This is a genomic window from Actinoalloteichus spitiensis RMV-1378 (assembly GCF_000239155.1).
GTDB lineage: Bacteria > Actinomycetota > Actinomycetes > Mycobacteriales > Pseudonocardiaceae > Actinoalloteichus_B > Actinoalloteichus_B spitiensis.
On sequence record NZ_AGVX02000296.1, the window covers coordinates 1 to 13,587 of the forward strand.

The 13,587-nt window shown below is 73.6% G+C and carries 10 protein-coding genes; 4 read left to right on the forward strand and 6 right to left on the reverse strand.

Annotation, left to right across the window (positions count from 1 at the left end; genetic code table 11):
• The 3 genes from ACTIDRAF_RS28780 to ACTIDRAF_RS0213630 all read left to right on the forward strand — a co-directional run.
• The coding region (locus ACTIDRAF_RS28780) for a GNAT family N-acetyltransferase (protein ID WP_016699290.1) at positions 1–456 on the forward strand (456 nt) is incomplete at its 5' end.
• The gene (locus tag ACTIDRAF_RS0213625; protein ID WP_016699291.1) at positions 453–1,796 is read left to right on the forward strand and encodes a lysine N(6)-hydroxylase/L-ornithine N(5)-oxygenase family protein; all 1,344 of its coding nucleotides are present in this window, start codon (positions 453–455) and stop codon (positions 1,794–1,796) included. The genes ACTIDRAF_RS28780 and ACTIDRAF_RS0213625, both read left to right, overlap by 4 nt.
• Position 1,797: 1 nt before the next feature.
• Positions 1,798–3,852 (forward strand): IucA/IucC family protein, encoded by a 2,055-nt coding sequence (locus ACTIDRAF_RS0213630; protein ID WP_211215342.1) that lies wholly within the window; start codon positions 1,798–1,800, stop codon positions 3,850–3,852.
• Positions 3,853–3,920: 68 nt separating this feature from the next.
• On the opposite strand, the gene ACTIDRAF_RS0213635 is transcribed toward ACTIDRAF_RS0213630, so the two are convergent.
• From ACTIDRAF_RS0213635 to aspS, 4 genes are all read right to left on the reverse strand, one after another.
• A complete protein-coding gene (locus tag ACTIDRAF_RS0213635; protein WP_026066077.1) occupies positions 3,921–4,736 on the reverse strand; it encodes a sunset domain-containing protein in 816 nt (271 codons plus the stop codon).
• A gap of 613 nt (positions 4,737–5,349) precedes the next feature.
• Complete coding sequence (locus ACTIDRAF_RS0213645; RefSeq protein WP_016699294.1) at positions 5,350–6,738, reverse strand: replication-associated recombination protein A; 1,389 nt, start codon at positions 6,736–6,738, stop codon at positions 5,350–5,352.
• Positions 6,739–6,792: 54 nt separating this feature from the next.
• The gene (locus tag ACTIDRAF_RS0213650) at positions 6,793–7,947 is read right to left on the reverse strand and encodes a hypothetical protein (protein WP_083886282.1); all 1,155 of its coding nucleotides are present in this window, start codon (positions 7,945–7,947) and stop codon (positions 6,793–6,795) included.
• A 173-nt stretch (positions 7,948–8,120) separates the two neighbouring features.
• Complete coding sequence (aspS, locus tag ACTIDRAF_RS0213655; RefSeq protein WP_016699296.1) at positions 8,121–9,899, reverse strand: aspartate--tRNA ligase; 1,779 nt, start codon at positions 9,897–9,899, stop codon at positions 8,121–8,123.
• A gap of 331 nt (positions 9,900–10,230) precedes the next feature.
• On the opposite strand from aspS, the gene ACTIDRAF_RS0213660 reads away from it, so the two are divergent.
• Complete coding sequence (locus ACTIDRAF_RS0213660; protein WP_016699297.1) at positions 10,231–10,725, forward strand: hypothetical protein; 495 nt, start codon at positions 10,231–10,233, stop codon at positions 10,723–10,725.
• A 132-nt stretch (positions 10,726–10,857) separates the two neighbouring features.
• Here the strand turns inward: ACTIDRAF_RS0213660 and ACTIDRAF_RS0213665 are convergent, their stop codons facing one another.
• The gene (locus ACTIDRAF_RS0213665; protein WP_016699298.1) at positions 10,858–12,006 is read right to left on the reverse strand and encodes a YncE family protein; all 1,149 of its coding nucleotides are present in this window, start codon (positions 12,004–12,006) and stop codon (positions 10,858–10,860) included.
• 238 nt (positions 12,007–12,244) lie between these two features.
• Positions 12,245–13,303 (reverse strand): Rv2578c family radical SAM protein, encoded by a 1,059-nt coding sequence (locus tag ACTIDRAF_RS0213670; RefSeq protein WP_016699299.1) that lies wholly within the window; start codon positions 13,301–13,303, stop codon positions 12,245–12,247.
• Positions 13,304–13,587 lie beyond the last annotated feature (284 nt).

Here is a 13,587-nt window from a genome sequence, read left to right on the forward strand (position 1 = left end):
ACCCCGCACGTCGCCGCGTTCTGGGCGCAGGCCTGGACCCGCCGCCGCTGGGCCCAGGAGATCGACGACCAGCTCGCCGGTGCCCACTCCCGGCCGGTCCTGGCACTCCGGGACGGCGTCCCCCTGGGCTACCTGGAGCTCTACCGGGTGTGCCGCGACCGCCTGGCCGCCCACTACCCGTTCCTGCCCCACGACGTCGGGGTCCACCTGGCGATCGGGGACCCCGCCCGGCTCGGCCAGGGCCTCGGCCGCGAGCTGCTCGTCGCGCTCTCCACGGCGGTGCTGGCCGAGGAGCCCGCCTGCCGCCGGGTGGTGGCCGAACCGGCCGTCGCCAACACCGGCTCGGTCCGGTGCTTCCTCGCCGCCGGGTTCCGCCACCTCGGCGAGATCACGCTGCCGGACAAACTCGCCGCCCTCATGATGCGCCCCCGCTCCGAAGGAGACCTCCCCGCGTGAGCACGCCCCCGCCCCGCCCCGTCACTCCGCTGCCGGCCAGCACCGACCTGCTGGCGGTGGGGTGCGGTCCGTTCAACCTCGGACTCGCCGCCCTCGCCTCCACCGTGGACGACCTCGACCTCGTCGTCTGCGAGGAGCACGACGAACTCAGCTGGCACCCGGGACTGATGTTCGACGACGCGCTGCTCCAGGTCAGCTTCCTCGCGGACCTGGTCACCCTCGTCGACCCCGGCCACCCGCTGTCCTTCCTGCGCTACCTCCGGGACCGCGACCGGTTGTACCGCTTCTACGTGCGGGAGCGGTTCCACCCGACCAGGCTGGAGTACCAGGACTACCTCCGCTGGGCGGCGGAACGGTTACCTGCCGTCCGGTTCGGCCACCGGGTGGAGAACGTCACCTGGGACGCCCGGGCCGGCAGGTTCGCGGTCGGCGTCCGGGACACCGCGGGGACGACCACCACGGTGCTGGCCCGAGACCTGGTCCTGGGGATCGGCACCGAACCGTCGATCCCCCCGGCACTCGCCGGGCTCCCCGCCGACCGCCTGGTGCACAGCGGTGACTACCTGCACCGGGCGGCGTCCGTGGAGCGGGCGGGCCGGGTCACCGTGGTGGGGTCCGGGCAGTCCGGCGCCGAGATCGCGCTCGACCTGCTGCGCCGGGGGACCGACGCCCCGGCCCTGAGCTGGTTGACCAGGACACCCGTGTTCGCCCCGCTCGACTACAGCAAGCTCGTGCTGGAGATGACCACACCCGACTACGTCCGCTACTTCCACGGCCTGGACGGCGCGGTGCGGGACACGCTCGTCGCCGGGCAGTGGCGCCACTACAAGGGCATCTCGGAGGCCACCCTGGAGGAGCTGCACGACGTGCTCTACCGGCGGCAGCTGCACCCGGAAGCCTCCGACGTGGAGCTCCGCAGCGGCGTGGCCGTGCTCGGAGCCGAGGAGGACCCGGCCGGGGGAGCCGTCCTGACCTGCCACCACGCCGACACCGGGCGGGAGTTCCGGCACCGGACGGACCTGGTGGTCGCGGCGACGGGCTACCGGCAGCGCCACCCGAAGTTCCTCGCCCCGTTGGCACCGGCGGTCCACACCGACCACGCGGGTCGGCCGGTGGTGCGGCTCGACCACTCGGTCGAACTCGACCCCCACATCACCGGGCGGGTGTTCGTGTCCAACGCCGACCTGCACAGCCACGGGGTGGCCGCGCCCGACCTCGGGATCGGCGCCGTCCGCAACGCCACGATCCTCAACGCCGTCACCGGTCGGGAGTGCTACCGACCACCACGCGACACCGCGTTCACCCGCTTCGCCGCGCCGACCCGTGACGGGGGTGCCTGAGATGGCACGAGGCACCCCGGAGGAGACGACCACCGGAACACCCCGGCCGGCCCCGGCCGCCGACACCGCCGAACGCGGTTCGGGCCCCGCCGCGCCCTCCACCCCGCCCGCCCGAGGAACACGGCCGGCAGCCCACGGGGATCCGACAGCACCGGAGGAACCCGCAGGCGCGTCGGTGGCTCCCCCACCAGACACCGGTCATGAACGGCGGGGCGGCAGCCCCGGGGACGGGGACGGCCAGCACCCGTGCCCGCCGACCCCCACCGCCCGCCGCGCGGCGGCCTGGTCCAAGGCCTCCCGCGCCCTGCTGGCCAAACTCATCGGAGAGCTGTCCTTCGAGGACCTCCTCCGCCCCGCCCGGCAGGAGGACGGCGGCCACCTCCTGGAGCTCCCCACCGCCACCTACCTCTTCTCGGCGGAGCGCACCGACTTCGGCGGTTGGTCGGTGTCGCCGGACAGCATCCGCCGGCGGGCCACCGGCCTCCTCGGCGACCGGCTCACCCAACCAGCCGAAGACGTCCAGCTGTTCCTGCTCGACGCGGCGCCCGCGATCGGAGTCCCACCGGCCACCCTGGCGAACTACCTGTCGGAGCTGACGGCGACCCTGACCGCCGACGTGGCGCTGGCGACCACGGCGCTGCCCGCGAGGACACTCGCCACCCTCGGCCACGCCGAGCTGGAGGGCCACCTCACCGGTCACCCCTGGCTGGTGGCGAACAAGGGCCGGGTCGGTTTCGCCGCCTCGGACCTGGCCGCCTACGCGCCGGAGGCCAGGACGCCGCTGCGGCTGCCGTGGCTGGCCGTCCAGCGGGGACTCGCCGAGTTCCGGGGCACCCCCGACCTCTCCGAGGACGGCGTGGTCGCCGGCGAGCTCGACCCGGACACCCGTGACCGGTTCGCCTCGGTGCTCCGCGACGCCGGCCTCGTCCCCGCTTCCTACGTGTGGTTCCCCGTCCACCCGTGGCAGCTCGACCACGTGGTGCGCACGCTGTGGGCACCGGAGCTGGCCACCGGGCGGATCGTCGAACTGGGCACCGCACCCGACCGCTACCTGCCCACCCAGTCGATCCGGACGATGTCCAACGTGGACCGGCCCGACCGGCTCCAGGTGAAATTGCCGCTGCGCATCCTCAACACCGCCGTCTGGCGGGGCATCCCGCCGCACTGCACGACCGCCGCCCCGGCCGTGACGCAGTGGCTGCGCGGCCTCTGGGCCGCCGACGAGCGGTTCGCCGGGTGGGGCGCCGCCCTCCTGGGCGAGGTGGCCTCGGTGACGGTGCGGCACCCTCGGCTGAGCGCGGCCGGCGAGGTCCCCTACACCTGGCTGGAGACACTGGGCTGCCTCTGGCGAGAACCGGTGGACCCGCTGCTCGACCCCGAGCAGGGCTGTTGGCCCCTCGCCGCCGTCCTGCACGTCGACCCCCACGGCGGCGACCTGGTGGGCGCGTACCTGGAGGCCGGCGACCACGACGCGGACGCCTGGGTGGCCGCGTTGCTGCGCGTGCTGCTGCGCCCGCTGCTCCACCTGCTCTACCGCTACGGGATCACCGTGAACCCCCACGGGGAGAACGTGCTGATCAGGACGGACCGGCGAGGGCTGCCGACCGGGGCGGTGCTCAAGGACCTCATCGACGACGTGAACGTGTCGCTCGACCCGGTCCCCGAACGGGGCCCCGAACCCGACTCCCACGACAGGGTGCTCCCCAGGAAACCGTGGCCCGTGCTGCGCCAGTACCTGGTGGACGCCCTGCTGGTCGGTGTCCTCCGCCCGCTGGCGGTCCTGTTGGAGGAGCGGCACGGCCTGGAACGAACCCGGTTCTGGGGGCGGGTGCGCGGCGAGATCGACGCCTACCGGCGGCGGTTCCCGGATCTCGCCGACCGGATCGAGGCCGGGTCCCTGACGGTGCGGGAGTTCCCCCGGTACCCGCTCAACGGCGACCGCCTCGTGCAGACGGGGTACGCCGAACTCTCCTACCGGCACGCGATCCAGCCGAGGGGGACGGTTCCCAGCCCCCTGCACGACGTGCCGTCGCTCCCGCCCCCGGACGGTTGGTAGGCCGCCCGCGGCCCCGACGGACGCCCACCGGGCCACGACTGTCGACCCGGTGGGCGTCCTCGCGGTGCTCAGGCCGAGGTGGTCACCCGACGCCGAGCGCGCCAGGCGGCGAAACCGGCCCGCTCGGCGTCGTCGGCCGAGCGGAACCAGATGTCGGCCTTGGTCCGGCGGTAGTAGGGCGAGTCCTCGGTGTGGTAGGTCATGGACCGCTTCTTGGCCTTCACCGGGTAGCCCTCCGGGTGGCTGGTGGCGTCGGCCTCGGCGAGCACCGAGTTCGGGTAGGGCCCGGCGGAGGGCGTGTCCTCCCGTTCCGGAGTCGCGAGTTCGGTGCCGGCCGCGCCGCCCGCCGCCCCGGGTGCGTGCGCTCGGCTCCCGTTGGTGGTGGGCCCGCCGTTCCGGTCGGGATCGGTCCGCGCGCTGGGCACGGCCGTCTTCCCGCTGGTGACCTCCGGTCCGCCGGCACCCTCGTCCGAGCCGCCGGCGGAAGAGGTGCCGTCCCGCCGGTCGGATGTGCTCCCGGCGCGGCTCACCGCCTCGGCCGGCTCCTCCTCGGCCCGGTCCGTCGACGACTCCTCCTGGTCGGCGACGACGATCACGGAGACGGGCACGTCCCGCAACGCCTCCGCGTCGCGCTCCTCCCGCTCCGACACCTCCGCCGGGCCCTCGGAGTCCGTCGCGGGAGGCCCGTCCTGCTCGCCGTCGGCGAGCAGGTGGTCGAGAGGGGCCCGGTCCTCCGCCGTGGTGTCCTCGGCGTCGCCGGCCGCCACCGCCCCGCTCGCCCGCCGCCGCCGCATCGGACGGAGCACGAACAACGTGACCGCGACCACTCCGAGCGCGAAAGAAACCAGGCACCACAGGAATATCTGGCTGAACAGCCAGCCCATACGCGTTTCCCTCCCTAAGCACGATCACACCCGACCACCGGGAAAGGTCCGCGCGATTCCCGACCGTGCCGATTCCCGGCCGGACCACCGCGGGCTTCTCGGCTGTGGCGTGTCCTCTGGTTCCCACTGGTGGCCACGAACCGCCATGGGCGGTTGTCGTGCGCCGGGCCACCGTCGGCCCGCCTGGTCCGGTGGTCACCGTGTCGCCGCTGACCACCGCGACCTCGAATCGCCCCACCCTGGCCGGGGACGATCCCGCACTGGTCGGGCCGACGCACGGCTTGATCGCCAGCACGTACTTCTTACTTGACTGGCAGCGCCCATGCCAGCGCCTAGACCACAAGGTGTGAGACCTCGGTCGAAATTCACCAATTCGAGCAAGAAGTTCCGCACTCCCGGTCAGGATTTCCCCTGCCACATCCGGTACTTCTCACGACCAAGCGACAAATTCGGCGGCACCACCCGGTATTTACCGGATCGCGTCACGCGCGGTGATCAGCAACGGACACGCCCGGGATCGCGGACGCGACCGAGGGCGCCGCCGGGGCCCACCAGCACCACGTCGCGCCCGCGAGGGCCTGGCCCGCCCCAGCCCACCGCGGACGCGCACCGGTCACTGACCGTCCCGGCCGGCGCCGTCCCCGCTCGCGTCGTCACCCCGCACCACCCGCCGCAACCGGGGTACCCGGTCGGCGAGCGCCCGCTCCGCCCCCCGGGCGACCGGCTGGTAGTAATCGCGGCCGACGAGCTGGTCCGGCGGGTACTGCTGGGGAAGCACGCCCTCGGGCACGTCGTGGGGGTACCGGTACCGCTCGGCGTGCCCGAGCCGGGCGGCGCCCGCGTAGTGCCCGTCCCGCAGGTGCGGCGGCACCGCGCCCACCGCCCCCCGGTTCACGTCGGCCACCGCCGCGTCGATCGCCGTGATGACCGCGTTCGACTTCGGGGCGGTCGCCAGGTGGATCGTGGCCTGCGCCAACGCGAGCCGCGCCTCCGGCATCCCGATGAGCTGCACGGCCTGGGCGGCCGACACGGCGGCGGTGAGGGCCGTCGGGTCGGCGAGGCCGATGTCCTCGCTGGCGTGCACGACCAACCGCCGCGCGATGAAGCGCGGGTCCTCCCCTGCCGCGACCATCCTGGCCAGGTAGTGCAGCGCGGCGTCGACGTCCGATCCCCGGATGGACTTGATGAAGGCGCTGGTCACGTCGTAGTGCTGGTCGCCCTGCCGGTCGTAGCGGACCGCCGCTCGGTTCACGGTGTCCTCGACCGTGTCGAGGGTGATGGTGGTCTCCCCGACCGAACCGCTGGCCTCGGCCGCCGCTTCCAGGGCGGTGAGCGCCCGCCTGGCGTCGCCCCCGGCGAGCCGGACCAGGTGCTCCTCGGCGTCGGCGGCGAGGTCGAGCCGTCCCCCCAGCCCCCGTTCCTCGACCAGCGCCCGCCGGACGAGCGCGCGGACCGCCTCGTCGTCCAGCGGCCGCAGCTGGAGGACCAGCGACCGGGACAGCAGCGGCGCGACCACGGAGAAGAACGGGTTCTCGGTGGTCGCCGCGACGAGCAGGATGATCCGGTCCTCCACCGCCCCCAACAACGCGTCCTGCTGGGTGCGGGAGAAGCGGTGGACCTCGTCGATGAACAGCACCGTCCGCTCGGACCGCCGGCCCAGGCGACGCCGCGCCTCCTCGATGACCGCGCGCACCTCCTTCACCCCGGCCGAGAGCGCGGAGAGCGCGACGAACCGCCGGCCGGTGGCGAGCGACACCAGGGAGGCGAGGGTGGTCTTGCCGGTGCCGGGCGGCCCGTACAGCACCACCGAGGCGGAGGCCCCGCCCTCGACCAACCGCCGCAGCGGCGCGCCCGGGTGCAGGAGGTGGTCCTGGCCCACCACCTCGTCCAGCGTGCGGGGTCGCATCCGCACGGGGAGGGGCGCGTTCGCCGCGACCGCCTCGTCGGCGTCCTGCTGGACCTGCGCCTCGAACAGGCCCTCGTCGAAGAGTCCGTCTGCCACGGCGACGACGCTACCCGGCGGCCCGGTCCGGCCGGCCCGCCGACCAGCCCCCGCTCAGCGGAAGGCCGGGTAGGTGGGCAAGCGCTGGGTCTGGAGGCCGAAGTGCCCGCGGATGCCCTCCGCGACCTGCTCGGCGTGCTCCCGCATGGCCGGGCTGAGGCGCTCCTCCCCGGCCAGGCGCTCCCACTGCGTGAGCAGGGTGAGGTACCGCAGGATCGGGTCGCCGTGGTCGTTGGCGGCGGGGATGTCCGCGCTCCGCTCGTGGGCGATGCCCAGCAGCTTCCAGGTGGTCAGCCAGGCCCACAGCAGCTGGGCCCGGAGCAGCCACGGCATCAGCACGGCGTCGTCGTCCAGCTCGGGCCACACGGCGCTGACCTCGGAACGCCACGCCGCGAGCATGGCCTGGGACATGCGACCGGGGATGGCCGAACCGCACCAGCAGGAGGCGAACGGCACGCTGAGGTTGACCGCGTCGAGCGCGATGTCGCGCATGCAGCCGCCCTCGAAGTCGAGGAACCGGACGCCGGAGCTGGTGACGACGCTGTTGTCGGGGCAGATCTCCGACGGGCTGAAGGCCCGGTAGCGGCCGCGCGCGAAGAGGCGGACCTCCTCACCCAACTCCGCCAGCACCGCGTCGGGGGTGGTGACGCCCACCGTCTCGGCCAGCAACGTCGGCAGCTCGGCGAGCATCCGCTCGGAGTCCTCGACGGCGGCGGGGCGCGCCGGCTCCAGCCCGCCGAGCCGGCGGACCAGGGTGTCGAAGTCCGCCTCCCGGCCGGCCGTGCTGGCGTGCAGACGGCCGAGCCCCCTCGCCCAGGCCAGCAGGGCCGTCTCGGCGGCCCGGGTGTCGGAGCCCTCCAGCCGGTCGGTCAGCGTCGGGGCACGGCCGAGATCCTCCAGGATGACCAGCCGCTCACTGGCGTCCTGACCGACGAGTTCCGGCCCGACCCAGGTCTCGGAGGGCAGTGCGGTGAGCAACTGGCAGCTGGCCGCCTCGTGGGCGAAGGGATCGGCGTCCGCCTCCGGAGCGGGCCCCTGGTAGTGCTTGATCACCAGCGACCGGGGCAGGGAGAACGGGTTCTCGACCACCCTGACCCTGATCACCACGGCACGTCCGCTGCCGCCCAGGTCCTCCGGGTCGCCCAGGCGCACCGGGGCTCCGAAGCGACGGGACAGCGCGGACTCAGCGGCGGCAACCGTTGAAGTCATCCCAGTGGTTTCGTCGGTTGTGCCGTCGACCGCCGTTGGCCGACCGACCGCTATCTCCAGACTCATCTCTTCCGACCCTACCGCTGTTCGGGTCCTCATTTGGCCACTCTGCGTAGTACATCAAGGTGAATTCGGGGTATCCGGGCGTGTCGTACCCGGATACCCCGCCCACCTCATGCCTCCACGGTCTTCTTGGCCGGCTTCGCGTCGACACCGGCCTCCCGGCGCTGCTGGAGGGTGATGGGCGCCGGAGCCTGCGTCAACGGGTCGAAACCCCCTCCCGACTTGGGGAAGGCGATGACGTCACGCAGCGAGTCCGCCCCCGCCAGCAGCATGACGACGCGGTCCCACCCGAAGGCGATACCGCCGTGCGGCGGGGGGCCGAACTTGAAGGCGTCCAGCAGGAACCCGAACTTCTCCCGGGCGTCCTCCTGACCGATCCCCATGACCTCGAAGACCCGCTCCTGCACCTCGCGCTGGTGGATACGGATCGAGCCGCCGCCGATCTCGTTGCCGTTGCAGACGAGGTCGTAGGCGTAGGCGAGCGCGTGCTCCGGGTCCTGGTCGAACCGGTCGATCCACTCCGGGGTCGGCGAGGTGAAGGCGTGGTGCACCGCCGTCCACCGGCCGGAGCCGACCGCGACGTCGTCGGTCTCCTCGACGGACTCGAACATCGGCGCGTCGGTGACCCACACGAAGGACCAGGCGTCCTCGTCGACCAGGCCCGTGCGACGGGCGATCTCCAGCCTGGCCGCCCCCAGCAGGGCCCGGGCCTCGGAGGGCCGACCGGCGGCGAAGAAGACGCAGTCGCCGGGAGCGGCGCCGACCGCCTTGGCCAGCCCCTCCCGCTCCCCGTCGGAGAGGTTCTTGGCGACCGGGCCCCCCAGCGTGCCGTCCTCGGCGACGAGCACGTAGGCCAGCCCCTTGGCGCCGCGCTGCCTCGCCCAGTCCTGCCACGCGTCGAGCTGGCGGCGCGGCTGGTCCGCGCCACCGGGCATGACGACCGCCCCGACGTAGGGCGCCTGGAAGACCCGGAAGGTCGTCTCCGAGAAGTACTCGGTCATCTCGGTCAGTTCGAGACCGAACCGCAGGTCCGGCTTGTCCGTCCCGTACCGCGACATCGCCTCGTGGTACGTGATCCTCGGGATCGGGGTGGTGATCTCGTGGCCGGCCAGCTCGGACCACAACGCGGAGACGATCCGCTCACCGAGCTCGATCACGTCCTCCTGCTCGACGAAGCTCATCTCGATGTCGAGCTGGGTGAACTCCGGCTGCCGGTCGGCCCGGAAGTCCTCGTCCCGGTAGCAGCGGGCGATCTGGTAGTACCGCTCCACCCCGCCCACCATGAGCAGCTGCTTGAACAGCTGCGGCGACTGCGGCAACGCGTACCAGGAGCCGGGCTGGAGGCGGGCCGGGACGAGGAAGTCGCGGGCGCCCTCCGGCGTCGACCGGGTGAGGGTCGGGGTCTCGACCTCCACGAACCGCCGCTCGTCCAGCACCGCACGGGCGACGCGGTTGGCCTCGCTGCGCAGCCGCAGCGCGCGGGCGGGACCGGAACGCCGCAGGTCCAGGTAGCGGTACCGCAGGCGAACCTCCTCACCCGCCTCCACGTGCTCGTCGAGCGGGAAGGGCAGCGCGGCCGACTCGGAGAGCACCTCCAGCTCGGTGACCGTGACCTCGATCTCGCCCGTGGGGATCTCGGGGTTCTCGTTGCCCTCCGGGCGGATGACGACCTCGCCGGTGACCCGCAGGCAGAACTCGGAACGCAACCGGTGGGCCCGCTCAGCCATCTCGCCCTCGCGGAAGACCACCTGGGCGACGCCGGAGGCGTCCCGCAGGTCGATGAAGATCACTCCCCCGTGATCGCGACGGCGCGCCACCCACCCGGCGAGGGTGATGGTCTGGCCTACATGCTCGGCGCGCAGGGCGCCGGCCTCATGCGTGCGCAACACGAGTTCGGGTCTCCTTGTCGAGAGATGTGCGTAGGCTGGGTCGCCAGCCAGGTACGCCAGGGTGACCTCAAGAGGCTAGCCAATCACCGCACACCGCTGTCGAGCAGGTTTCCCGGCCCACCGGCCCGACGACCGCGAACCGCCCGGCCCCGCGCCGGCGCCGGACCGCGGACCACCCGGCCCCGCCTGATCCGGCCGAAGCGTTCCGCCCCCGAGCGAGGGGCCGATCGCCCGATCGCGCCGCGGCGGCGTCGTCCGTTACGACTAGTTGCAACACCGTCACAGCTTGCTCCGATGAACAGGCGTTACCGACCCTTTGGAGGAGTCCGACGTGACCGAGGACAGCAGCGCGAGAGTCTGGATCCGCAGACACGGCTGGTGGCAACCACCGCAACCGTTCACCGAGGACAGCGGCTGGCACCTGTGGCCGGCGGGGCAGGCCCTGAGCCGCTCACCGGTGTCGGTGATGACGGCCGGCTTCGAGTACTACGTGTGCGACGGCGGTCCCTCCCGGCGCCGGGCCTTACGCCGGTTGGTCCGGGTCGGCAGCGTCTCCCCGCGCTTCGTCGTGTCCTCGGTCGACGACGGCTTCGACCAGTTGGGCGCCTTCTTCCGGGACCAGGGCCGGACCCTCACCGTCGACGACTGGTACGAGGACCAGTACACGCGGGACAAGTTCCGTTCGCCGAGGAACTTCCACCTGCTGGCGTGGACGTTCGAGGTGACCCGGTCCGTCACGGTTCCACTCCCCTCGACGCTGCGCTTCGCCCCGAGCGGATGGCTGAACCCCGAGCGCGACGCGGTGCTGCCCGCCGAGGTGCGGTGACCGGGTGGCCACGAACGTCCCGCGCCCGGGGCCCGGGTGTCGTCCCCGGACGGGGCCTGGGCGCCCCGGATGCCTCCGGACATGACCTCGCGCCCCACCACCAGGACGGCACGCCGGCCGGGCGGGAGGTGCTCACCGGGTTCCGGAACGCACCAGGTGGGTCATCACCGGGGTGTGTTCGGCCGGCAGGTCGAGGGTCGTGCTGACCTCGCCCACCGCCGTGTCGATCACGGAGACGCTGCCCTCCCGCGCGTTGAGCGCGAACACCCGCCGCCCGTCCCCCGAGACGGCCAGCGCGGTGGGCCCCGCTCCGACCGGGACGACGGAGGTCGCACCGGTCTCCCGGTCGATGGCGGACACGGCGTCCTCGTCGAGGCGCACCGCGTAGACCGGCTCGTCCGGCCCCGCCGAGACGACGGCGCCGCCGTGCGCGACCTCGGTCCGCGCCTCCCCGAGCACCTCGAAGGTGCGCGCGTCGAGTTCGCGGAGCAGCCGCTGGTCACCCTGGTCGAGCAGGAGGATCCGCCCGCCCGTGGGGCGGAGCAGCGCCGCCGCCGAGGGCAGCCGCGCGGTCTCCACCGACAGCTCGGCCGCGTCGACGACCAGGACCTCGGGTGCGACGGCGGAGGGCAACAGGGTCCGCCCGTCGTCCGCGCTCACCGGCCGCAGGGTGCGCACGCCGAGGTCGACCGTGCCGTGGAGCTCGCCCGTCTCCGCGTCCAGCACGGTCAGGGTGTCCCCGGCGACGGCCTTGAGGACCAACAACGTGCCGTCGGAGGTGACGTCGAGGTAGAAGGCGTCCCGGTCGCGGGCGGGGAAGGTGGCCACCACACCACCGTCGGCGGTGTCGATCACGGTCACGACGGCCTGCGCGCCGGCGCGCGCCAGCGCGTACACCCGGCCGCCGTCCGGGGCAGCCGCCAGGTCGGTCGGCGGGGCGTCGACCGGCACCGTGCGCACGACGTCCCCGGTGCCCGGGTCGACGACCAGCACGGCGTCGGGCTTCGCCGAGCCCACGTACAGGCGGTCGCCCGCGTTCCGCTGCTCGGGGGCGGACGCGGCGGTCGCCCCGGTGGGGGAGGCGGCGGCCGGCGGCTGGCCGGGCGCCGGCGACGCGGCGAACGCGAGGAGCAGCGCGAGCGCGCCGGCCGCGATCCGCCGCGTGGCGCGGCCGGCCCGTCCTCCCCGGGTGGGCGCACCACCTCGAGCACGAGGCAGGACGGTGCCGGCCCCGGCGGAGTCGAGGCGCGGGCGACGGCTCGGAGCGGCGGAGCTGCGCATGGGGTGTCCCTCCGGCGGGGTCGCGGACGCCGGAAGTGAAGCAAGTTCGGACCGGTTCCGGCGACCCGCCGCTCCGGTGGGTCGCCGAACCGGCCCGGGGAACACTCCGGGCGGGTGACGGCGGCCGCCAACCCCCGGCACTCCCCACCGCGCCAGGAACCCGGCGCCGGGCTCGTCCACCGCCTCCCAGCCCCGGGGGTGCCGGGCGCCACGGCGGGAGGCGGCCCCAGCCCCGTGCTCAGAGGAGCGTGAGCTGGGTGGCGTGCTCCCGCTGGGACCGGCTCGCCTGGGTCGCCGGCCGGGCCCTCCGGTGATCCCCAGGCCGTTCCCGGAGCAGGCCGTGCCGGCTCGCCGCCAGCCGGACCCGTTCGGTGACGACACGCTGGTAGGCCTTCGGGGCGTACGCGCCGTCCCGGTACAGCCGCTCGTACCGCTCGACCAGGGACGGGTGCTCCCGGGCCAGCCACGCCAGGTACCACTCCCGCGCTCCCGGGCGGAGGTGGAGCACCACCGGCGTCACGCTCGTCGCACCGGCGGCGGCGATCGCGGCCACGGCGCGGTCGATCCGTTCCGCCGAATCTCCCAGGCCGGGGAGGATCGGGGCCATCAGCACACCGCACCCCACCCCCGCGTCGGTCAGCCGGCGCACGGCGTCCAGCCGTGCGCGGGGGGAGGGGGTGCCCGGCTCCACCGAACGCCACAGCCGCTCGTCGAGGTGCCCCACCGACATCGACACCGAGACGGAGGTGCGGCGGGCGGCGCGCTCGAGGAGGTCGAGGTCCCGCAGGAGCAGGGTGCCCTTGGTGAGGACGGAGAAGGGGTTGGCCGCGTCGGCCAACGCGCCCAGGACGTCGCGCATCAAGCGGTAGCGGCCCTCCGCCCGCTGGTACGGGTCGGTGTTGGTGCCCATCGCCACGTGCTCACCCGTCCAGCCCGGCTTGGACAGTTCCCTGCGGAGCACCTCGCCCGCGTTGACCTTGACGATGACCCGGGTGTCGAAGTCGCGGCCGGCGTCGAGGTCGAGGTAGGTGTGGGTGCGCCGGGCGAAGCAGTAGACGCAGGCGTGGGTGCACCCCCGGTAGGGGTTGACCGTCCAGCCGAAGGGCATCGACCCGCCCGGAACCCGGTTGAGGACGCTCCTGGCCATCACCTCGTAGAAGGTGATGCCAGCGAACTCCGGGGTCGTGGTCTCCCGGAGGAACCCGTGGAGCCGTAGCGGCTGTTCCATGCCGGGCAGCACGGCGTCCCCCGCCGCCGCGCCGTCCGCGCGCTGTCCGTCCCATCGCACGGCGAGCATTCGAACACACATTCGATTGACGGGCAACGAGCAGCCGGCGGAACACATGTAAGATCCCACTTACAGGTGACACTCCGCCCGGTCACCAGTCAGTAAGCCGAGAGCACCGACCCGAGCGGCTCGCGCACCGCCGGCCGTGGGGGCTCGCTCCTCGTGCGACCGCCCACCCACCACCGGGAGCACCGACATGACCGATCCGCGACTCCACTCGCCGGGAACGCGGGACCACCGTGACCGCCCGGTCGGCGGCGGGACGACGACATCCGACCCGGCCGCACCGCCGC

Bases quoted from the DNA above. Each gene is read 5' to 3' on its own strand.
- ACTIDRAF_RS0213665 (WP_016699298.1), bottom strand. From the start codon at position 12,006: ATGCGCAGCTCCGCCGCTCCGAGCCGTCGCCCGCGCCTCGACTCCGCC.
- ACTIDRAF_RS0213650 (WP_083886282.1), bottom strand. From the start codon at position 7,947: ATGACTTCAACGGTTGCCGCCGCTGAGTCCGCGCTGTCCCGTCGCTTC.
- ACTIDRAF_RS0213670 (WP_016699299.1), bottom strand. From the start codon at position 13,303: ATGCTCGCCGTGCGATGGGACGGACAGCGCGCGGACGGCGCGGCGGCG.
- ACTIDRAF_RS0213630 (WP_211215342.1), top strand. From the start codon at position 1,798: ATGGCACGAGGCACCCCGGAGGAGACGACCACCGGAACACCCCGGCCG.
- ACTIDRAF_RS0213635 (WP_026066077.1), bottom strand. From the start codon at position 4,736: ATGGGCTGGCTGTTCAGCCAGATATTCCTGTGGTGCCTGGTTTCTTTC.